20 protein-coding genes and 1 riboswitch are annotated in these 20,393 nt (G+C 52.3%); of the genes, 11 read left to right on the top strand and 9 right to left on the bottom strand.

Annotation, left to right across the window (positions count from 1 at the left end; genetic code table 11):
* The first annotated feature begins 16 nt into the window (after positions 1 to 16).
* Entirely contained in the window at positions 17 to 2,062 is a 2,046-nt protein-coding gene (prc, locus tag LH86_RS17590) for a carboxy terminal-processing peptidase (protein ID WP_039304030.1), read from the top strand.
* Positions 2,063 to 2,254: 192 nt separating this feature from the next.
* Positions 2,255 to 3,136 (top strand): protease HtpX, encoded by an 882-nt coding sequence (gene htpX / locus LH86_RS17585; protein ID WP_039306354.1) that lies wholly within the window; start codon positions 2,255 to 2,257, stop codon positions 3,134 to 3,136.
* Between the two features lie 45 nt (positions 3,137 to 3,181).
* Here htpX and LH86_RS17580 read toward each other — a convergent pair whose 3' ends face one another.
* On the bottom strand, positions 3,182 to 4,555 hold the full coding sequence (locus LH86_RS17580; RefSeq protein ID WP_039304027.1) for an MFS transporter: 1,374 nt from the start codon (positions 4,553 to 4,555) through the stop codon (positions 3,182 to 3,184).
* A gap of 175 nt (positions 4,556 to 4,730) precedes the next feature.
* On the opposite strand from LH86_RS17580, the gene kdgR reads away from it, so the two are divergent.
* Entirely contained in the window at positions 4,731 to 5,522 is a 792-nt protein-coding gene (kdgR, locus tag LH86_RS17575; RefSeq protein WP_039304025.1) for a DNA-binding transcriptional regulator KdgR, read from the top strand.
* A gap of 42 nt (positions 5,523 to 5,564) precedes the next feature.
* On the opposite strand, the gene LH86_RS17570 is transcribed toward kdgR, so the two are convergent.
* Positions 5,565 to 5,804, bottom strand: a complete 240-nt coding sequence (locus LH86_RS17570) for a YobH family protein (RefSeq protein WP_039306351.1) — start codon at positions 5,802 to 5,804, stop codon at positions 5,565 to 5,567.
* 159 nt (positions 5,805 to 5,963) lie between these two features.
* On the opposite strand from LH86_RS17570, the gene mgrB reads away from it, so the two are divergent.
* From mgrB to rlmA, 7 genes are all read left to right on the top strand, one after another.
* Positions 5,964 to 6,107: a PhoP/PhoQ regulator MgrB gene (mgrB, locus tag LH86_RS22275; protein ID WP_008454016.1), complete on the top strand. Its 144-nt coding sequence runs from the start codon at positions 5,964 to 5,966 to the stop codon at positions 6,105 to 6,107.
* A gap of 54 nt (positions 6,108 to 6,161) precedes the next feature.
* Positions 6,162 to 6,443: a YebO family protein gene (locus tag LH86_RS17565; RefSeq protein WP_039304023.1), complete on the top strand. Its 282-nt coding sequence runs from the start codon at positions 6,162 to 6,164 to the stop codon at positions 6,441 to 6,443.
* A 16-nt stretch (positions 6,444 to 6,459) separates the two neighbouring features.
* Entirely contained in the window at positions 6,460 to 7,461 is a 1,002-nt protein-coding gene (locus tag LH86_RS17560) for an MBL fold metallo-hydrolase (protein WP_039304020.1), read from the top strand.
* A gap of 542 nt (positions 7,462 to 8,003) precedes the next feature.
* Positions 8,004 to 8,147, top strand: coding sequence for a DUF2627 domain-containing protein (locus LH86_RS22270; protein WP_008454022.1), 144 nt, complete (start codon positions 8,004 to 8,006; stop codon positions 8,145 to 8,147).
* A 12-nt stretch (positions 8,148 to 8,159) separates the two neighbouring features.
* Positions 8,160 to 8,369: a transcription antiterminator/RNA stability regulator CspE gene (gene cspE / locus LH86_RS17555; RefSeq protein ID WP_001062678.1), complete on the top strand. Its 210-nt coding sequence runs from the start codon at positions 8,160 to 8,162 to the stop codon at positions 8,367 to 8,369.
* A gap of 231 nt (positions 8,370 to 8,600) precedes the next feature.
* Positions 8,601 to 10,346 carry a peptidoglycan glycosyltransferase FtsI gene (ftsI, locus tag LH86_RS17550; protein WP_039304017.1) on the top strand — a complete coding sequence of 582 codons (1,746 nt, stop codon included), beginning with the start codon at positions 8,601 to 8,603 and terminating at the stop codon, positions 10,344 to 10,346.
* Positions 10,347 to 10,401: 55 nt separating this feature from the next.
* Positions 10,402 to 11,205 carry a 23S rRNA (guanine(745)-N(1))-methyltransferase gene (gene rlmA / locus LH86_RS17545; RefSeq protein ID WP_039304013.1) on the top strand — a complete coding sequence of 268 codons (804 nt, stop codon included), beginning with the start codon at positions 10,402 to 10,404 and terminating at the stop codon, positions 11,203 to 11,205.
* Here rlmA and mntP read toward each other — a convergent pair whose 3' ends face one another.
* The 5 genes from mntP to manX form a co-directional block, all read right to left on the bottom strand.
* Positions 11,206 to 11,778 carry a manganese efflux pump MntP gene (mntP, locus tag LH86_RS17540; protein WP_039304010.1) on the bottom strand — a complete coding sequence of 191 codons (573 nt, stop codon included), beginning with the start codon at positions 11,776 to 11,778 and terminating at the stop codon, positions 11,206 to 11,208. It abuts the gene before it with no gap.
* Positions 11,779 to 11,784: 6 nt separating this feature from the next.
* A riboswitch (yybP-ykoY riboswitch) is annotated at positions 11,785 to 11,973 on the bottom strand.
* A gap of 198 nt (positions 11,974 to 12,171) precedes the next feature.
* Positions 12,172 to 12,630, bottom strand: a complete 459-nt coding sequence (locus tag LH86_RS17535) for a DUF986 family protein (protein ID WP_039304007.1) — start codon at positions 12,628 to 12,630, stop codon at positions 12,172 to 12,174.
* A gap of 58 nt (positions 12,631 to 12,688) precedes the next feature.
* On the bottom strand, positions 12,689 to 13,540 hold the full coding sequence (locus LH86_RS17530; RefSeq protein WP_008454033.1) for a PTS mannose transporter subunit IID: 852 nt from the start codon (positions 13,538 to 13,540) through the stop codon (positions 12,689 to 12,691).
* 12 nt (positions 13,541 to 13,552) lie between these two features.
* Positions 13,553 to 14,353 carry a PTS mannose/fructose/sorbose transporter subunit IIC gene (locus LH86_RS17525; RefSeq protein WP_008454035.1) on the bottom strand — a complete coding sequence of 267 codons (801 nt, stop codon included), beginning with the start codon at positions 14,351 to 14,353 and terminating at the stop codon, positions 13,553 to 13,555.
* Positions 14,354 to 14,416: 63 nt separating this feature from the next.
* Positions 14,417 to 15,382 carry a PTS mannose transporter subunit IIAB gene (gene manX, locus LH86_RS17520; protein ID WP_039304004.1) on the bottom strand — a complete coding sequence of 322 codons (966 nt, stop codon included), beginning with the start codon at positions 15,380 to 15,382 and terminating at the stop codon, positions 14,417 to 14,419.
* Positions 15,383 to 15,856: 474 nt separating this feature from the next.
* Here manX and yoaE point away from each other — a divergent pair, with 474 nt between their 5' ends.
* The gene (gene yoaE, locus LH86_RS17515; RefSeq protein ID WP_039304001.1) at positions 15,857 to 17,419 is read left to right on the top strand and encodes a CNNM family cation transport protein YoaE; all 1,563 of its coding nucleotides are present in this window, start codon (positions 15,857 to 15,859) and stop codon (positions 17,417 to 17,419) included.
* A gap of 1 nt (position 17,420) precedes the next feature.
* On the opposite strand, the gene LH86_RS17510 is transcribed toward yoaE, so the two are convergent.
* Positions 17,421 to 19,019, bottom strand: coding sequence for an EAL domain-containing protein (locus LH86_RS17510; protein ID WP_039303996.1), 1,599 nt, complete (start codon positions 19,017 to 19,019; stop codon positions 17,421 to 17,423).
* 330 nt (positions 19,020 to 19,349) lie between these two features.
* Positions 19,350 to 20,354: a nitrilase family protein gene (locus LH86_RS17505; RefSeq protein WP_039303984.1), complete on the bottom strand. Its 1,005-nt coding sequence runs from the start codon at positions 20,352 to 20,354 to the stop codon at positions 19,350 to 19,352.
* Positions 20,355 to 20,393 lie beyond the last annotated feature (39 nt).

Raw genomic sequence — 20,393 nt, 5'->3', positions numbered from 1 at the left:
GAGGCCTGACTCAGGCATGAACAAACTCTTTAAGCTTACGGCCATCGCCAGCCTGCTGTTCGTGGCAGGCAGTGCCCTGGCCCTGGACAACATTACTCGTGCTGATCAAATTCCTCAATTAAAGGAAGAAGCTCAGCACGCCACGGTGAGTGAGCGCGTGACCTCGAGATTTACGCGCTCGCATTACCGCCAGTTCGATCTGGACGCCAACTTTTCGGCAAAAATCTTTGACCGCTACCTGAACTTGCTGGATTACAGCCATAACGTGCTGTTGGCCAGCGACGTCGCCCAGTTCGCTGCGAAGAAAGGGCAGATTGGCGACGAGCTGCGCAGCGGTAAGCTCGATGTTTTTTACGATCTTTATAATCTGGGTCAGAAGCGCCGTTTTGAACGCTACGAGTACGCCTTAAAGGTGCTGGCGAAGCCGATGGATTTCACCGGTAACGACACCATCAATCTGGATCGCAGCAAGGCGCCGTGGCCAACGAGTGTTGATGAGCTGGATAAGCTCTGGGATGCGAAAGTTAAATACGACGAGCTGAGCCTGAAGCTGACCGGTAAAACTGAGCAGGAAATTCGTGAAACCCTGACCAAGCGCTACCAGTTTGCCATCCGCCGTCTGGCGCAAAGCAACAGTGAAGATGTGTTCTCGCTGGCGATGACTGCGTTTGCTCATGAGATTGATCCGCATACGAACTATCTCTCTCCGCGCAGCACCGAGCAGTTCAACACCGAAATGAGCCTGTCTTTAGAAGGCATCGGGGCGGTACTGCAAATGGATGATGATTATACGCTGATCAACTCCATGGTTGCCGGTGGTCCGGCGGCGAAGAGCAAGGCGATTACCGTCGGCGATCGCATTGTTGGCGTCGGCCAAACGGGTAAACCGATGGTTGACGTTATCGGCTGGCGTCTGGACGACGTTGTGGCGCTGATTAAAGGGCCGAAAGGCAGCAAAGTTCGCCTTGAAATCCTGCCAGCGGGCAAAGGCACCAAAACGCGTACCGTGACGCTGACCCGCGAACGTATTCGCCTCGAAGACCGTGCGGTTAAAATGTCTGTGAAGACAGTCGGCAAAGACAAAGTTGGCGTGCTGGATATCCCTGGCTTCTACGTTGGCCTCACTGATGATGTGAAGGTTCAGCTGCAGAAGCTGGAAAAACAGAACGTGAAGAGCGTGATTATCGATCTGCGTTCTAACGGCGGCGGCGCACTGACTGAAGCGGTGTCTCTTTCCGGTCTGTTTATTCCTAGTGGCCCGGTCGTTCAGGTTCGCGACAACAACGGTAAGGTCCGTGAAGATAGCGATACTGACGGCGTGGTCTACTACAAAGGGCCGCTCGTGGTGCTGGTTGACCGCTTTAGCGCCTCGGCGTCTGAAATCTTTGCGGCGGCGATGCAGGACTATGGCCGCGCGCTGATTGTCGGCGAACCGACCTTCGGGAAAGGCACCGTGCAGCAGTACCGCTCGCTGAATCGCATTTACGATCAGATGCTGCGTCCGGAATGGCCTGCGCTGGGTTCGGTTCAGTACACCATTCAAAAGTTCTACCGCATCAACGGCGGCAGTACTCAGCGTAAAGGTGTGACTCCGGACATCATGATGCCGACCGGCACTGAGCAAACCGAGACCGGCGAGAAGTTCGAAGATAACGCGTTGCCCTGGGACAGCATCAACGCAGCGACCTATGTGAAAACCGGTGACCTTACGCCGTTCGAACCTGAGTTGCTGAAGCTGCATCAGGATCGCATCGCCAAAGATCCTGAATTCCAGTACATCATGAAGGACATTGCTCGCTTCAATGCCCTGAAGGAAAAGCGTAACGCTGTTTCTCTGAATTATGCGGTACGTGAAAAAGAGAATCAGGAAGACGACGCGACGCGCCTGGCCAGAATCAACGATCGCTTCAAGCGGGAAGGTAAAGCGCCGATTAAGAAACTCGACGATTTACCGAAGGATTACCAGGAGCCCGATCCGTATCTCGACGAGACGGTACACATTGCCATCGATCTTGCCGGTATGGAGCAAGACAGGCCGGCTGAACAACCGGCGGCAAAATAACCTCCCAGATGGGCACCAAAGCGGTGCCCATTTTTTTGCCTGTCTTTGGTGATGTAAGATAAATGCATACAAAATGTAAAGTTATGTATTATTAACCACTTGGGCGGGGCTGATGCTTGAAAATAGACGGCGCGCCCCTACGATGTGGGGGAGCGCAAAGAGCGTGTTTTTAACCGAGGTAAAAAGAAAATTATGATGCGTATCGGGCTTTTCCTGTTGACCAACCTTGCGGTAATGGTCGTTTTCGGGCTGGTGCTAAGCCTGACGGGGATCCAGTCGAGCAGCGTTCAGGGTCTGATGATCATGGCGGTGCTGTTTGGCTTTGGCGGCTCTTTTATTTCCCTGCTGATGTCAAAATGGATGGCATTGCGTTCAGTAGGCGGTGAGGTGATTGAGCAACCTCGTAATGAAACTGAGCACTGGTTGATGGAAACCGTGCAGCGGCAGTCACAGCAGGCGGGTATCGCCATGCCGCAGGTTGCGATTTACCATGCGCCGGATATCAATGCTTTCGCCACCGGCGCTCGCCGTGACGCCTCTCTGGTTGCGGTCAGCACAGGTCTGCTGCAAAACATGAGTCGTGACGAAGCGGAAGCGGTTATCGCGCACGAAATCAGCCATATCGCCAATGGCGATATGGTCACCATGACGCTGATTCAGGGCGTGGTGAACACCTTTGTTATCTTTATCTCCCGTATCATCGCTCAGGTGGCTTCCGGCTTCCTGTCCGGGAACCGTGATGATAACGAAAGCAGCAACGGCAACCCGCTGATTTACTTTGCGGTGGCGACGGTGCTTGAGCTGGTGTTTGGCATTCTGGCAAGCATCATCACCATGTGGTTCTCACGCCATCGTGAATTCCATGCTGACGCAGGTTCCGCGAAGCTTGTGGGCCGCGAGAAGATGATTGCTGCGCTGCAGCGCCTGAAAACCAGCTACGAGCCGCAGGAAGCCAGCAGCATGATGGCGTTTTGTATCAACGGTAAGGCCAGGTCAATGAGCGAATTGTTCATGACGCACCCGCCGCTGGACAAACGTATCGAAGCGCTGCGCAGCGGCGAATACCTGAAGTAACCGGAAGGTTGAAGTGAAAAAGCGTGCCCTCGCGGCACGCTTTTTTTATGCCTGAGCCCGAGGCTGGGACATTCGCAGTCCGCTGACGACGGCGGCAATGGTGGCAAATATGCCTGCAAGAATCAGCGAGGCATGCGTCCCGCTGTTACCAAACAAGTTAAACATTAGCGCGACCAGTGCGGCGCCGCAGCTTTGACCGAGCAGGCGAGCCGTCCCCAGCATTCCGCTTGCCCCTCCGCTACGGTGGCGAGGCGCCGAGGAGATAATGGTGTGGTTATTCGGGGACTGGAAGAGGCCGAATCCTGCCCCACACAGCACCATACGCCAGATAATATTCAGGTCGGACGGATCGTGCGGGAGCATGGCCAAAGCAAACAAGCCGCAGGCCATCACTAAAAGCCCTACGGCGCCCATCAGGCCAGCATGAACACGTTCGATAAGATAACCTGCCAGCGGTGCCATCACCATCGTTGCCAGCGGCCACGGCGTTAACAGCAGACCGGTTTCAACCTCACTGCGACCCACGACGGTTTGCAGGAAAAAGGGCAGTGAAACCAGCGCCAGCATTTGAGCGCCAAACGAACATATTGACGTGCCGATAGACAGAGAAAAAATCGGAATTCGCAGCAGGTCGACCGGCAGCAGAGGGAACGGCAAGCGAAGCTGGCGACGGATGAAGAAAAAGCCAATCACGATAAGCGCAACCAGTTCACCGATAATGACGAACCCCGGCTGGCCCTGTGAAAAACCACCGATCGCTGAAATAAGCAGGCCGAAGGTGAGGGCGTTCATCACCGCACTCGGGATATCAAAACGCTGACCCTGGGATTTTTGCTGATTAGGGGGTAAATAGCGCAGCGCCAGAATCAGCGAAACGATGCCAATCGGCACATTGATTAAAAACAGCCACTGCCAGGAGGCCACCGAAAGAATTGCGGCGGCAACGGTGGGGCCGGCTGCGGAAGAGACGGCAACGATAAATGAATTGACCCCCATTCCTCGGCCAAGAAAACGTTGAGGATAAATGAGGCGTATCAGGGCGGTATTTACGCTCATTAGCGCAGCACCGCCAAAGCCTTGCAGTACGCGGGCTAAGGTGAGCATCGGCAACGACGTTGAAACGGCACAAAACAGTGAGGTCAGGCAGAACAGGACCAGACCGCATTGATAGATACGGCGGTAGCCAAAAATATCGCCGAGAAACGAAAGCGACAGCAGCGAGACAATAATCGCTATTTGATAAGCGTTAACTACCCAAATAGATTCCGCCGGGCTGGCATTCAAATCGTGCGCAATGGTAGGCAGGGCAACGTTAGCAATAGCGCCGTCCAGCACGGCCATCATGATGCCGAGCGCGATGGTTAAAATGGCGCCATAACGCTGGGGCGTAGGCAAGCCGTCGGACACTGATTTATCCATACTTTGAAAAGGCTGTCTGAGGTCGTTAGGAGGGTAATGATTTTACCATTAATTAATCTCGCTGATGCCGCAGATTTGTAACGAATCAGCAGGCTTTGATTGCGACACTCACGGGGCATCAATATACTAAAAAGCAGTTCTGATTTTTATAAAACAATAACATCCGAGGTGAAGTATGGCACTCTCAGACTCCGACAAACAGCCCGATGCAGTCTCTTCCGTGCTGAAAGTTTTCGGCATCCTGCAGGCGCTTGGTGAAGAAAAAGAGATTGGGATAACCGAACTTTCTCAGCGTGTGATGATGTCCAAGAGTACCGTGTATCGCTTTCTGCAGACTATGAAGTCACTGGGCTATGTCTCTCAGGAAGACGAGTTAGAGAAATATGCGCTGACGCTTAAGCTTTTTGAGCTTGGCAGCAGTGCCCTGCAGAACGTTGACCTTATCCGCAGTGCAGACATACAGATGAGGGAGCTCTCGCGGCGGACCAAAGAGGCGATTCACCTCGGTGCGCTGGACGACAGCAGCATTGTCTATATTCATAAAATTGACTCGCTCTATAATTTACGCATGTATTCCCGCGTAGGACGTCGGAATCCTTTGTACAGCACTGCAATCGGGAAGGTTTTGCTGGCCTGGCGACCGCGCGAGGAGATTCTGGATATTCTCTCTGACGTAGAATATGTCCGCAGCACGGAACGTACTATCGTCAGTACTGAAGCGCTTCTCCCTGTGCTTGATCAGGTGCGTGAGCAGGGGTATGGCGAAGATAACGAGGAACAGGAAGAAGGCCTTCGCTGCGTGGCGGTGCCGGTGTTTGATCGTTTTGGTGTTGTCATTGCGGGAATGAGTATTTCATTTCCAACGCTTCGCTATTCGGATGAGGGGCTGTCTGAATACGTGAATATTCTTCATCAGGCAGCGCGTGCGCTGTCAGAGCAAATGGGCTATCACCACTATCCTTTCTGATTTTGTTAAAGTGGGCCGCGCAGAACACGCGGCCCTTGAGGCCTAACCATTATCAATAGGCGTGTCCACTTTACGCAGCAGCGGGCAGTCGGTCAGGCCAATAATCCCACTGTCGGTATGAATAAACTGTGCGGTCACGGTATTACGTGCCGTCAGGTACTTACATTGCAATCCAAGTCCGGCAGCATTTTCTTTGCTGCCAATCAAAACCCCATAGCCGGAAAGCAACAGGCCAATCCAGATAATGGCAATAACAACAATCGTACGAATAATCGCTCGCATAGTGCCCTCAAACATCAATTCAATCCTGCATCAACCCTACTATGAATAATTAACGGCACAATCTGATGATTCTGAAATGAAAAAGCAGGAAACGTTACTCATGGTTTAGTTGGTTAGTGTTAAATTAGCGAAATTCTATGGTCAAGAGGTGACGATGTAGTGAGAAAGTACAGATGGGTGATCGTTCTGGTGATTGTTGTTACCTGCCTGCTGCTATGGACTCAAATGATAAATGTGATGTGCGACCAGGATGTGCAATTTTTCAGCGGCATTTGTACCATTAATAAATTTATCCCCTGGTAGTGATTTTTCTCTCTCTGCCTCAGGTGTAGAATGCGTTTTTTTTGAGGTGGTAAGATGAACGAACTGGGTTTTAGTGCTTTAACTATCATGCCGCTGGCAATCTCGCTGGTGACGTTGATTGTCGGTCTTGTCCTGTGGTTTTTTGTCAATCGTTCCAGCTGCCGTGCAAACGAGCAGATTGCGCTGCTTGAAGAACTGGTTGATTTACAGAAACGTCAAAATGCCTTGCTGCGCCGTTTGTGCGAGGCGAACGAACCAGAGCCGGAACACAAACTGGCTGCGAAGGTTGAAGAAGAAAATGACGACGACTTTGTGCGTCTGGTAGCGGAACGCTAATCTGGCTGGAGGTGGGATGAGCTGGAAAAACCCCTGGTACAATCCGCAGTTATCCCACCATTTGCCCGATGGGTTTCGCAATATCGAGCCTGCGGTACGGCAGCCTGGTGACGTCCAAAAGTGGCGGCAGGAGCGCAAAGCGCAGAAGCTGCCGCATCCTCCCGGCGAAGGTTATTCCGCGTTTATTGAGCGCTGGTGGCAGCAGGCCGATCTGAGCGGCAGCGATGACCGCGTATGGTGGCTGGGACATGCCAGCCTGTTATTGCGGCTTAGTGGCTATTTTTTGCTGACCGACCCTGTATTTTCCCGTCGTGCATCCCCGGTTTCTTTTGCGGGTCCCGCCCGGCGAACCGAAGTCCCGCTCGACCTTAACCAACTGCCTCGACTTGATGCGGTACTCATCTCCCATAACCACTACGACCATCTGGACAAAAAAACTGTCCGTCGTTTGATCAAGCGTTTTCCCGACGTGCATTTTTTTGTGCCCCTGGGCCTGAAAGCATGGTTCAGCCAGCGCGGTATTGAGCAGGTAACAGAGCTGGACTGGTGGCAAAGCTTTAACTGGTGCGGCATGGTTTTCACCGCCGTACCTGCCCGGCACTGGAGTATGCGAACGTTTTGGGATCGTAACCGTTCGCTTTGGTGCGGCTGGGTTGTGGAGCAGGGGAATTTACGCTTCTGGTTTAGCGGTGATTCGGGTTATACCCCGTCTCTGGCGGAGATCGCGAAACGGTTGGGTCCATTTGATATGGCTGCATTGCCGATCGGAGCCTATGAGCCTCGCTGGTTTATGGGCGATCATCATATGGATCCTCAGCAGGCAGTGGCCTTATGGCAGGCAATCGGCAAACCCAGGATAATTCCTATCCACTGGGGCGTATTTGAGCTGGCCGATGAGTCTCTCGATAAACCGCCGCAGGAATTGCTGGCGGCTCTGCGTGAGAAAGGGGAAAACGATGAACTGTTTTCGCCGTTGCGTATTGGTCAAAGTTTGCCCTTAACAAAAAATAAGAATTAATTATTATTGCCCGTGCAGAGAGCTTTATTTCTATTTGGCTAAATTAACGCCTGATAATCACGCCTTAAATTCCATCGAAACGTTTTTATTGCCTTATCCTGGGGCAATCTGTCATTAAACTTTCATTATTTTGGTGCAAAATACGTGGTCTGTTGTACAGGCTTTATTCAGTGGGCGTAAAAAATATAGGGATGAAGTTCGGGTATCAATCGCGATGACTGGCTTTAGGTTGATTTGTGCATAGGTATGCATAAAAAATCATAAAGATATATCCTTAAAAAAGGATTTTATTGTTCGCATGTCTGGACGAAAAGTACACTTTACGCTAAGGTTCAGAAGTTGTCGGAATGTTGTTAAAACACAATCTGTTGCGACAATTTTGTGTAGTGAAAATATATATCAAAAAGCGCGGATTACTTTCTCAAAGTAATCGTGTAATTTTCTGAATCTGTGCGGCAGATCGACACATGCTTAAAAATGGCTTGCCATTGTTTACGTTGTGTGTGATAACACGTTGGGTTAAACGAGGTACAGTTCTGTTTATGTGTGGCATTTTCAGTAAAGAAGACCTGAGTAAACACGTTGTCGTTGAATACCGCTTCTCTGCCGAGCCTTATATTAGTGCCTCATGCAGTAATGTCTCTGTTTTATCTAAGTTATGCCTGCGGGCGAAGAATACAATCTAAGGAATTTGCAAAATGGCAAAGATTAAAGGTCAAGTTAAGTGGTTCAACGAGTCTAAAGGTTTTGGTTTCATTACTCCAGCAGACGGCAGCAAAGATGTATTCGTACACTTCTCTGCAATCCAGGGTAACGGCTTCAAAACTCTGGCTGAAGGCCAGAACGTTGAATTCGAAATCCAGGACGGCCAGAAAGGCCCTGCTGCAGTTAACGTGACTGCCATCTAATTCTTCTGGATTAGAGCTCAGGCGCGAATAACGCCGAATTGAGATAAAAGCCCCGTTTCGACGGGGCTTTTTCATTTCTGTTGCTAATCTACTGTTTTTCAAGCCGTTAACAAATTGAATCATTTGTTGCCTCTTGTTGCAAAGCTGCGAAGGTTTTAGCACTGTTCTCCCGGCAAAATGCCTGAGATCTGGTTAAATCTTTCAATCGCTTAGGCTGAGCAAGGAATAGTTGTGAAGAAGGGTGTCCCCGTATTAACCGGTAATTTTATCCAGTGGCGTTTTGGGCTTCTGTGTGTGGCCATCACCGGGAGTTTGGTATTCCTGCTAGGACGTATTGCCTGGCTACAAATTATCTCGCCGGATAACCTGGTTAAGCAGGAGGATATGCGTTCTCTGCGCGAGGAGCCGATTGAGGTGCCCCGTGGGATGATCGAAGATCGCAACGGGAAACCGCTGGCGGTCAGTGTGCCGGTCGAGGCTGTATGGGCCGATCCGAAAACGGTCATGGAGAAGGGCGGCGTACTGGTTAACAGCCGCTGGCAGGCGCTGGCCTCTGCGCTGCACGTCCCTTTGAGCGAGATTGCCGCACGCATTCACAGCAACGAACGCGGCCGTTTTATCTACCTGGCGCGCCAACTGGATCCCCAACAGGCACAATACATCGACAAACTCAATATCCCTGGTATTGCTCTACGCGATGAATCTCGCCGCTTTTATCCGGCGGGCCGGGTTGGAGCAAACCTGATCGGATTCACCAATATTGACGATCAGGGCATAGAAGGGATCGAGAAAAGCTTTAACCAGCAGCTCACCGGTAAAGAAGGTGAGCGTCTGGTACGTAAAGACCGTTACGGCCATGTCGTAGAGAATATTACTGAGAACCCCGCCAGCCCCGCGCATAATATCCAGCTCAGCATCGATGAACGGCTGCAAACTGTGACTGAAGATGCGCTCAGCAACGCCGTGTCCTGGAACAAAGCAGAGTCAGGCGCCGCGGTGGTCATTGATGTGCAGACCGGTGAAGTGCTGGCGATGGCTAATTACCCGACTTTTAATCCGAACAACCGTGATGACGCAAAGCTCGACGATTTCCGTAATCGTGCAATAAGCGACACCTTCGAACCCGGTTCGACGGTAAAACCGATGGTGGTAATGACCGCGCTGCAGCAGGGAATTGTCCGGCCTGACAGCGTGATAGATACTCATCCATTTACACTGGACGGGCACCACATCCGTGACGTTGGGTACTATCCGCAGCTTACTCTGACCGGGGTGCTGCAAAAATCGAGCGATACCGGTGTGTCCCGTCTTTCACTGGCGATGCCGATTCAGAATATTTGGGACACTTATCATAAGTTTGGCTTTGGTGTCCCCACCGCAATCGGCCTGACGGGTGAAAGCCGAGGCCTGTTACCGGTGCGCCAGCGCTGGGGAGAACTGGATCGAGCCACTTTCGCATTTGGCTATGGCCTGATGGTGACCCCGCTACAGTTGGCTCATGTTTACGCCACGATTGGTAGCTTTGGTATTTCACGTCCGCTGTCCATTACCCGCGTTGATCCGCCGGTGGAAGGGACAAGGGTGATGCCGGAAGAAATCGTGCATGAAGTGGAACATATGATGGAGAGCGTGGCGTTGCCCGGCGGCGGGGGTGTTAAGGCAGCAGTTCATGGTTACCGCGTGGCGGTAAAAACCGGTACAGCCAAAAAAATCGGGCCCGATGGCAAATATATAGATCAGTACATTGCCTACACGGCTGGCGTGGCGCCGGCCAGTAATCCTCGCTATGCGCTGGTGGTGGTGATTAACGATCCTTCCAACGGGAAGTATTACGGCGGTGCGGTTTCTGCCCCTGTTTTCAGCCAAATCATGGGTGATGTTTTACGTCTGGAAAATATTGAGCCGGACGGGTTGCCCGCCGGCGACAACAGCATGATGGTGCTGAACAAAATGGAGAATGACCGCGCCGCCATGTAGCGGTTTGGCAAAAGGGGCGCTAAACTTGCGCCCTTTGTTGTTTCCGGAGTTTTCTATGTCCTGGCTTTGCCCACTCTGCCATTCCGTGCTTAGCGCCAGCGCGAACAGCTATCGTTGCCCTCAGGGTCATCAATTTGATATTGCCAAAGAAGGCTACGTTAATTTGCTGCCCGTTCAGCATAAACGTTCGAAAGATCCGGGTGACAGCGCGGAAATGATGCAGGCTCGGCGGGCATTCCTTGATGCCGGACATTATCAGCCTCTACGCGATACCCTTTGCCAGCTGTTAAAAGAGATAGCGCCCTCGGCACTATTGGATATTGGCTGTGGGGAAGGGTATTACACGGCGGGGTTTGCGGCGGTTGCGGCAGATAACGGGGGTGAAACCTGGGGACTGGACGTTTCAAAAGTTGCGATTCGCTACGCGGCTAAACGCTACCGTGAAGTTAAATTTTGCGTAGCATCCAGCCACCGCCTGCCGTTTGCCGACGAGAGTATGGACTCGATTGTGCGCATTTTTGCCCCCTGTAAGGGCGAAGAGCTTGCGCGGGTCGTGAAGCGAGGCGGCGTAGTGGTGACTGCCACGCCTGGCCCACGCCATTTGATGCAGCTAAAAGGGCTGATTTATCAGGATATTGTCTTGCACAGTGAAGAGGTTGAAGCCATGCCTGGCTTTACGCTGCAACAGACGCTCCAGCCTGGCTGGATGATGACCCTGCGCGGGGATGAGGCTGCCGCTCTGCTGCAAATGACGCCGTTCGCCTGGCGTGCGCGCCCTGAAGTCTGGGACGCGCTGAAAACAGAAACGGCGTTTAGCTGTGAAACTGACTTTGTGGTGCGGGTCTGGCAGCGCGATTGATCAGTTAAATGGGGCGAAGTGGCTGTACATGATCTGGCAGCCGATGCCTATCAGCACGATACCGCCGAGGATCTCGGCGCGTTTGCCTAACATAGGTCCTATAAAGCGGCCTACCATCATCCCCAGCGTGGACATGATCGCGGTAGCGCAGCCGATGGCTAACGCAGTCTGAATAATATTGACCTGCAGGAAGGCAAGCCCTACGCCCACGGCCATTGCATCCAGACTGGTGGCGATCGCTGTGGTCACCAGCAGCCAAAAGCCGTGGCGATGAATTTTAGGCGCATCTTCCTGAGCCGCCCCGCGGAAGCCTTCCAGCACCATACGCCCGCCGAGGAACACCAGCAGAACAAAAGCCACCCAATGGTTCCATTCCAGCACAACCTTGCTAGCCAACAGGCCAAGGCCCCAGCCGATAAGCGGAGTAATGGCTTCAATGACGCCAAAGATCAAACCGGTACGGAGTGCTTCTGAGAATTTAGGTTTGTGCAGGGTGGCGCCTTTGCCGATAGAAGCGGCGAAAGCGTCCATGGACATGCCAAAAGCAAGCAGGATAGTTGCGGAGAGATTCATCGTTACGCCTCAGTTGGGAATATCCATATACACGCAAACCATCCCCAACTTTACGATGGCGCGTGCCTATGGTCTCGCCTACTCAGAACTCTGAGGCGTACATGCCACGTTAATCTCAGGAACGGATATAACGAGTATGTTGACATGTACATTTCTGCCTGTGGCAGAAATCGGCTACTCCCCAACGACGGGCGCAACCTTAACATATTTTTTTAAATTAAAACAATCTTTGAATTCTATTTTTCTGCTTGTTTATTGATAACGATTAGCATTTTAACTGGGTATGAAATGAAAAGGTTAAAATAAAGCCGTATAAATCTTATGAAATAGCAAAGGCTATGTTTCAGGTGGTGAAAAATAACCCACAAATATAGACTTTGCTATAATTGTAACTTACTGAGTTGAAACCATTAGTTTGTAGATTTTTTCGAGGTCATCAATATTCTTTACGCGGATCAATAAGCGCCGCTGTTCTAATTGCATCACCAGCACACCATCTTCCGATAAATTCATTTCTTTAATGCGGTTATATTCCACCCAAACATTGGCGAAGAAAAAACCATGGCTTTTGAAGATGATCTTCGGCTGTCTGAACCAGGAAAGATAAATGGCCATTAGCGCCAGAGCAGATAATAACCATGTGGTTAGCGGGGTCCCGTGCGAGGTCACGTTGTTATAGATCAGAATGCCGACGAGAAAGACAAAGATGGCGCTGTCCACGCGATTGCGGCGCAGCAGGGGGATTTTGAGCAAGGTGTTGCCCTTCAGCTTGTCCATCACAAACTCATCGTAAACGGCAAAAGCCAGCAGCAACGCGATAAACACAACCAGCACGACATCCGTTAACGTCATGAAACCTCCCCTTAGAGATAAAAAAACGGGGGCTAATGCCCCCGTTTGTCAGAACAAATTACAGACCCAGCAGGCCAATAGCGTAACCCACAATCCCGATCACGAAGAAGCCCATAATGATCCACAGCGCGTTGACTTTTTTGCGTAGCAGCCACATACAGGCAAATGTCAGCAGCAACGGCACGAGACCCGGCATCAGCTGGTCAAGGATCGTTTGCACGGTGGTCACTTTAACGGCCCCGGTCTGGTCGGTAATCTTTGACACCACCAGCGGGATGTTAACGTGCGTCCACTTGTTAACTAACGCCCCCATGACAAAGAGGCCGAGAATAGACGCCCCTTCCGTCAGTTTCTGCAGGAAGCCGCCGCCCATATCCTTAACGATATCGACGCCTTTACGGTAGCCGTAGGCCACGCCATAGTAGCGGGTCAGGAGGCGCACTGCGTTGAACAGAATAAAGAACAGAAGCGGGCCAAGCAGGCTCCCGCTCATGGCGATACCGGCACCCAGAGCCGCAAAGACCGGGCGGACGGTACCCCAGAAGATAGGGTCGCCTACGCCGGCCAGCGGCCCCATCAGGCCAACTTTGATGCCGTTAATCGCACCGTCATCAATTTCAGCGCCGTTAGCACGTTGTTCTTCCATCGCCAGCGTTACGCCAAGTACCGGGGCGGCAACGTAAGGGTGGGTGTTAAAGAATTCCAGATGGCGCTTGATAGCCTGGCGACGGGCATCGTTGTTCTCCGGGTACAGGCGTTTGATAACCGGCACCATACAGAAGCAGAAGCCTAACGCCTGCATACGTTCGAAGTTCCATGAGCCCTGGAACAGGTTAGAACGCAGGAATACGCCACGGATATCACTCTGGGTGATTTTCTTCTCAGTCGTTAATTTAGTGGAATCAACCATTTCGCTCACCTGTTAGTCCAGTTCGTTATCAAGATCGTTCGCGGCAGCAGCCTGGGCCGGAGCACCCGCGCTACGGTTATATTTCGGGCTGAGCTGAATGTAGAGAATGGCCATCACTGCGCCAATCACGCCCAGTGCCACCAGGTTGAAGTTGGTGAACGCTGCGGTAACGAAACCGAGGTAGAAGAACGGCATCAGGTAGCCCGCGCGCATCATGTTGATGACCATCGCGTAACCGACCACCACAATCATGCCGCCGGCGATGTTCAGGCCGCTGGTCACCACTTCAGGAATGGCATTCAGCATGTTCTGAACTTCACTGGTGCCTACGGAGATGGCGACGATAACCGCTGGAATAGCGATACGCATTGCCTGCAGGAACAGGGACGAGACGTGGATCCAGGAAAGCGCCGTCAGGTTGCCGTTATTGGCCGCCTTATCCGCCGCGTGCTGGAAGCCCACGGTAATAGTACGAACGATAATGGTCAGCACCTGGCCCGCAGCAGCCAGTGGGATAGCCAGCGCGATACCGGCGCCGATGCTTTGGTGTCCGGCGATGACCAGAATGGTCGAGATAATTGAAGCGAGGGCGGCATCCGGGGCCACGGCGGCACCGATATTCATCCAGCCCAGGGCGATCATTTCCAGCGTACCGCCGATGATGATGCCGGTTTTCATGTCGCCGAGAACGGCGCCGATTAACGTACAGGCGATAAGCGGACGGTGGAACTGAAATTCATCGAGCACCGACTCCATACCGGCGATACAGGCTACGACAAACACCAGCACAATCTGAAGAGTGGTAATCTCCATTGTACTTCTCCTATTGACGATGACTTATGTGTGAAATCTGAGCAATATTATTAGTGATGACAATCATTTAACTTTCGCGATCAGATCCATCATTTTCAGTTTTTGATCGGTAGACACTTTCCGCGCTTCAAGCTCAATACCGCGGTCATTCAGTTTTTTGAAGGCCTCAATATCTTTCTCATCTACGGAAATGGCGTTGTTAACCTGGGTTTTGCCCTGGCGGAAAGCCATGCCGCCGATGTTGACGGAGGTGATTTTTACGCCACCTTCAACAATGCGCTCAACGTCGGTTGGGTTGGTGAACAGGAGCATGACGCGTTCACCCGCGTATTTGGGGTTGTTGTAAACGCGGATCATTTTTGCGACATCCACCACGTGGGCGGTAACGCCCGGCGGTGCGACCTGGGTCAGCAGCGTTTTGCGAACGGTGTCTGCCGCCACTTCATCACTGACGACGATAATGCGGGTAACGTTGGTTTCTTTCGTCCAGCGGGTGGCGACCTGGCCATGAATTAAACGGTCGTCAATACGCGCCAGACCGATGTTCATGTAATCATTTGGCCCCATCGGTTTGGCTGGCGCTGCGGCTTTAGGCGCGGCGGCCACGGGGGCTGGTGTGGCTTTTTCAATCGGCTTAGCTTTCAGCGCTTTCACGCCTTCGCGGCCGGTTTCAACGGCGTGGGCAACCAGATCGTCGAAGGTGGGATTGTCGTCACGCGACATCAGGGTTTCGACCAGCATAGGGATATTCACCCCGGCGACCACTTCGTAAGGTTCCTTATCCACAACGATACGGCTTGCCGCATTGAATGGACTGCCACCCCAGGTATCCACGAGGAACAGCACGCCTTTGCTGGTATCCAGTTTCTCCAGCTGAGCGTTATATTTCTCGATCAGGGTTTCAGCATTTTCACCCGGGACGAAATCTATCCAGCCAACGTTCTCTTGTTCGCCTAATAGCATTTCGGCGGTCTTCAGCAATTGTTCCGCTGCCCAGCCATGTGTGCCTATGACAATAGCAATAGTCACTTGCTACCTCCTGTTTTTGTCATTACAACACCCCTCGAAGGGTGCGGTGGTGTATCGGGATCGTTTCAGCGAATCGATTCAGATAACACGTTCAAGAAAGAACAAACCATTTGCCGGAATTATTTTAGACAGTGAAAAAATAATTTATGTGATGAAGATCCGTAATTTAACGTTGCCATGATTTCATGGCATTACGCTGTAAAATATGGTCAGCGTAAGTTGCAAAAAAATTGCAAAGTCAGGTAAATCTTTGCCAAGCCCTGGTTTACTTTGATACTGTTAGCGTCCGATTCACTTTCAGGAGTAGCGGGCAGTAGCCCACCCTATGGACCGTCACCGACGTCTTTTCACTGCCGGGATGCCTAAATCCCACCCTCTCAGCGGCGTTTTATGCCCGCAAATACGATTAACCAGCCGCTTTGCGTCCGTAACCCACGGAATGCCGATTTGCTGCGTCTTTAACGGAGATCTGACATGGAACTGTTAATGGACCCGCAAATCTGGGCCGGTTTACTCACGCTTGTTGTGCTGGAAATCGTACTGGGTATTGATAACCTGGTGTTTATCGCCATTCTTGCGGATAAACTTCCGCCTAAGCAGCGGGATAAGGCCCGATTGATCGGCCTGTCGCTGGCGCTGATTATGCGCCTGGCGCTGCTGTCGCTGATTTCTTGGCTGGTCACGCTAACCGCGCCGCTGTTCAGCATCGCGGATTTCACCTTCTCAGGACGTGACCTGATTATGCTGGTGGGTGGTATCTTCCTGCTGTTTAAAGCGACCACGGAACTGCATGAACGCCTCGAAAACCGTCAGCATGACGACGGCCACGGTAAGGGCTATGCCAGCTTCTGGGTGGTGGTGCTGCAGATTGTGGTGCTTGATGCCGTCTTCTCGCTGGATGCGGTGATTACCGCAGTGGGGATGGTCAACCATCTGCCGGTGATGATGGCTGCGGTCATCATTGCGATGGGCGTGATGCTGCTTGCCTCCAAACCGCTAACGAATTTTGTTAACCAACATCCGACGGTGGTGGTGCTCTGTCTGAGCTTCCTGCTGATGATTGGCTTGAGCCTGGTGGCAGAAGGCTTCGGTTTCCATATTCCAAAAGGCTACCTGTACGCGGCCATTGGTTTCTCGATCATCATCGAACTGTTTAACCAGATCGCGCGTCGTAACTTTATTCGCCATCAGTCTCGCCAGCCGCTGCGTGCACGTACTGCCGATGCGATTCTGCGCATGATGAGCGGTAAGCGTCAGGAACGTGTCCAAAGCAGCGAAGACAGCAAAGCCATGACGCCAATTGAGGCGGAGTCCTTCGCGGAAGAAGAGCGCTACATGATTAACGGCGTGCTGACGCTGGCATCGCGCTCATTGCGCAGCATTATGACGCCGCGCGGTGAGATTTCGTGGGTTGATGCAATGAAAAGCGTGCCGGAGATCCGCGAACAGCTACTGGCGTCTCCCCATAGCCTGTTCCCGGTGTGTCGCGGTGAACTGGATGAAATTATTGGCGTTGTCCGTGCGAAAGAGCTGCTGGTTGCCCTGGATGAAGGTGTTGACGTGGCGGCCATTGCCGCGCAGTCACCGGCGATTGTTGTGCCGGAAACGCTGGACCCGATCAACCTGCTTGGCGTGCTGCGTCGCGCTCGCGGCAGCTTCGTTATCGTTAACAACGAGTTTGGCGTGGTGCAGGGGCTGGTCACGCCGCTGGACGTGCTGGAAGCGATTGCCGGTGAATTCCCGGATGCGGATGAAACGCCTGAAATCGTTCGTGACGGCGACGGCTGGCTGGTGAAAGGCTCAACGGATCTGCACGCGCTTCAGCAGCGTCTGGACATTCATCGCCTGATGCACAGCGAAGAAGACATTGCTTCTATCGCCGGCCTGGTGATTGCGGTGAATGGTCATATTCCTAAAGTTGGGGACGTGATCGAAGTCGCGCCGCTACGTATTCAGATAGTCGAAGCCAACGATTATCGCGTCGATTTAGTTCGCGTGGAGAAAGAACGCTCTCCACACGAGGACGAAGAAGAGTAAGTCAGCGCATAGGGAAGGCCGGGATAGCCCGGTCTTCATGGCGAGGGGGCGGCGGCGTGTTGCCCTCGAGCCAGCGAGAGAAATCCCTCAGCGGCATGGGTTTGGCGTACAAAAATCCCTGCAGCACATCGACACCGTTACGCCGTAAATATTCTGCCTGCTCTTGCGTTTCCACTCCTTCAGCCACCAAATCGATATCCAGCCTTTGCCCGAGCGCGATAATAATGTCCGTCACTGTAGAGTTAACCGCGTCGGTTCCGATGGCGGCGGTAAACGATTTATCGATTTTCAGCACATTGGGATTCAGCGTTTCAAGATAGGCAAGCGAGCTGTGGCCGGTGCCGAAATCATCAATAGCCAGATCGATACCGAGCCTGTGAAGCTCCTGAACGACGCGGTGATCCATTTCGGGCAGGGCGTTACGTTCGGTGAGTTCCAGCGTTAATTTTTGCTTAGGCGTGGCCGGGAACCAGTAACGTTTCAGGTCGCGAATAATTGCGCCGTCGTGGAAGTGGCTGGCGGCAACGTTAAGGCCGATATGAAACCCGGGCGTTTTGGGGAATATTTCCAGATGACGCACCGTTTCATCCAGCACAAAGCGGGTGAGCGGGGCGATTTGCTGCTGCTGTTCCGCCAGGGGGATAAACACTTCCGGTGAAATCCAGCCCTGTCTTGGGTTATTCCAGCGCAGCAGCAGCTCGACGCCAACGCACTCTAAGTTTCGGGCGCTGACCAGCGGCTGGCAGAAGACTTCAAATTCCCTGGCGGCAAGGCCGAGGTTGATCTCCCAGGAGAAGCTCATTCGATTGGCGGTCGCAAGCCAGGCAATATAGCCCACCAGCAGGCTGAGCAATAAAGCCAGCGGAAGCTGAGCCGGTAAATTTTGTAGCGTTAGCTGGTCGGCAGAAGGACCAATAGCGGTAATAGAATAAGGGTAAAGTTTAGAGGCTGTTTGTTTAGAAACATCATCTTCGTTTGTTTCTATCTTTCCTAGCAGACCGGCACCGTATTCAAGATGATCGTCGCCGACGTTCAGTACCGCTCGCGTCACCCAGGGATACTCCGGCTTAAGCAACAGACTGGTTAACATCTGAATATTAACGATCTGCATCACGCCATCGTGAGGCTGCCCCTGCTGCGGCCGCCAGAAAATCAGCACCGGGGTGCCTTTTAACAATGAGCTGTCGCGGGATAAAAACAGCAGCGGCTCGTCTGAAGGCAGGCGAGTATGGAGCTGATGAATACCCACGTTGCGGCTGCCGTAAATACTGGAGCAGTACAGCACGCCATCTTTGATTAAACCAATCGCGCGGACCGTTTGCATTTTGGCGGCGTGTTCGCGAATTTTTAATTGGGCGTCGTCGCAGGAGGTACCGATGAGCTGCATAATATCGTCGCTGACGGTATTCAGCGGAGCGAGGAGCGTATCGAGCGTGGTAATGATTCGCTGATTAAACTGGACGACGCGCTGCTCGTTAAGATTACGTTCTGTCACGTATCTGACGCTAAGCGTGACGATTAAAACTAAAATGGCGAGTACAGCGCAGACAATAACTCGCCTGCGGCGATAGTCAGAAATAATCCGCTGTGCCGTTTGCATCCCTGTTTCCCTGTTTCTCGCCGCAAGAAATGAGGCGTAACGTTATCATCAAAGTGTAGCGGGATATCAGAGTGCGAAAAAAATAAAAAAGATATGATAAAAAACGCCGCATAAACGGCGCGAGAAGACTGGCAAAGTTCACTGATTTAAAAGCCCTGCCACCAGTTTGATAAAACAATGGATACTGTTCTCTGGTTTACCCCAAACAATCGAAAACCATGTTTTTCGGCTGTTTGTCATCAATCAAACGCCGCATAAGCGGCGCTATATCTCTGGCTTAAGCCTTTATGAGGCGGAATATTGGCCATCCTGATGGCAACCTGGTTAGCCTTATTTTTGCCCATCGCTTAGATGGTCAGCGCCAAAATCAGGCACATCTTCGGTAAATCGTGCTGTCCTGGCATCTCGCTCGTAGCCCTGTGATTCGCCCAGGACACCATACAGCTCAGGCCGACGTCCATGAATCCACCTGCGGCCAGTAGACATCGGCAGCAACGCCAGATCGAGGTCGGCGTACACGATCGTATCCTCAAAGGAACCTGTTTCGCTCACGATCCTGCCGTAAGGGTCAATAATCATGGCATTCCCTGTCCGAACCTCTCCGTTATCCAGGCCGACGCCATTACTGAACAGAATGAAAAAGCCATTATCATGCGCGCGCGAAGGTAACCAGCGCATCAGCCAGCCCCGGCCGCTCTCACCGCGTAAGGCTGTCTCCAGCGTTTGAGGATCGTTATGTCTGTTTTCCCAGAGGCTCGGGGGAATGGGTTTCATACCGAAAGGACTTCGCGAATGGGTTCCTCCAGTCTGGTGCGGAGCGATAAGCACGTCAGCACCCAGCAATGCCGTAATGCGCGCGTTTTCCACGAGATTGTTATCCCAGCAGATAAGCACCCCAACACGCACTCCCCACGGGGTGTCAAAAACAGTAAAACTGTTGCCGGAGGCAATATCAGGGTGTTCAAAAGCGTGGAGCTTCCTGTGTACATGCCGCGTGCCATCCGGCATGCAGATGGCGTAGGCATTATACAAGCGCTCGTCGCTGCTCTTTTCAATGAACCCTGCGCCAATAGCCATCTGGTATTGTTCGGCAAGTGCTGCAATCCTGGCCAATGATGCGCTCTCGTCAGCCCGCTCAGACAACGCATCCAATGCCTGACGGCTGAGATCCGGCACATGCCAGTATCCAGTAATGCACATTTCAGGGAAGGCCAGAATCTTTACCTCCTCCTGGGCGGCCTGAATAATAAATTTCTCCATCACCGATAAATTGTACTGTTTGTCTCCCGCCCGGTGGCAGAACTGCACTGTGGCAGTACGAAGAGTGGTATCCATTTTTCGCTCCTTATTTAACGATTCGGAGGCTATTCCATC

This window comes from Cedecea neteri, assembly GCF_000758325.1.
In the GTDB taxonomy this organism is placed as follows: domain Bacteria; phylum Pseudomonadota; class Gammaproteobacteria; order Enterobacterales; family Enterobacteriaceae; genus Cedecea; species Cedecea neteri_B.
The sequence above is the reverse complement of the archived record's forward strand: the minus strand, read 5'-3'. Positions and strand labels throughout refer to the sequence as shown.

Bases quoted from the DNA above. Each gene is read 5' to 3' on its own strand.
- mntP (WP_039304010.1), bottom strand. From the start codon at position 11,778: ATGAATCTCTCCGCAACTATCCTGCTTGCTTTTGGCATGTCCATGGAC.
- cspE (WP_001062678.1), top strand. From the start codon at position 8,160: ATGGCAAAGATTAAAGGTCAAGTTAAGTGGTTCAACGAGTCTAAAGGT.
- kdgR (WP_039304025.1), top strand. From the start codon at position 4,731: ATGGCACTCTCAGACTCCGACAAACAGCCCGATGCAGTCTCTTCCGTG.
- LH86_RS17565 (WP_039304023.1), top strand. From the start codon at position 6,162: ATGAACGAACTGGGTTTTAGTGCTTTAACTATCATGCCGCTGGCAATC.
- rlmA (WP_039304013.1), top strand. From the start codon at position 10,402: ATGTCCTGGCTTTGCCCACTCTGCCATTCCGTGCTTAGCGCCAGCGCG.
- LH86_RS17580 (WP_039304027.1), bottom strand. From the start codon at position 4,555: ATGGATAAATCAGTGTCCGACGGCTTGCCTACGCCCCAGCGTTATGGC.
- LH86_RS17560 (WP_039304020.1), top strand. From the start codon at position 6,460: ATGAGCTGGAAAAACCCCTGGTACAATCCGCAGTTATCCCACCATTTG.
- LH86_RS17535 (WP_039304007.1), bottom strand. From the start codon at position 12,630: ATGACGTTAACGGATGTCGTGCTGGTTGTGTTTATCGCGTTGCTGCTG.
- prc (WP_039304030.1), top strand. From the start codon at position 17: ATGAACAAACTCTTTAAGCTTACGGCCATCGCCAGCCTGCTGTTCGTG.
- yoaE (WP_039304001.1), top strand. From the start codon at position 15,857: ATGGAACTGTTAATGGACCCGCAAATCTGGGCCGGTTTACTCACGCTT.
- LH86_RS17530 (WP_008454033.1), bottom strand. From the start codon at position 13,540: ATGGTTGATTCCACTAAATTAACGACTGAGAAGAAAATCACCCAGAGT.
- LH86_RS22270 (WP_008454022.1), top strand. From the start codon at position 8,004: ATGTGTGGCATTTTCAGTAAAGAAGACCTGAGTAAACACGTTGTCGTT.
- LH86_RS17570 (WP_039306351.1), bottom strand. From the start codon at position 5,804: ATGCGAGCGATTATTCGTACGATTGTTGTTATTGCCATTATCTGGATT.
- htpX (WP_039306354.1), top strand. From the start codon at position 2,255: ATGATGCGTATCGGGCTTTTCCTGTTGACCAACCTTGCGGTAATGGTC.
- LH86_RS17505 (WP_039303984.1), bottom strand. From the start codon at position 20,354: ATGGATACCACTCTTCGTACTGCCACAGTGCAGTTCTGCCACCGGGCG.
- LH86_RS17510 (WP_039303996.1), bottom strand. From the start codon at position 19,019: ATGCAAACGGCACAGCGGATTATTTCTGACTATCGCCGCAGGCGAGTT.
- LH86_RS17525 (WP_008454035.1), bottom strand. From the start codon at position 14,353: ATGGAGATTACCACTCTTCAGATTGTGCTGGTGTTTGTCGTAGCCTGT.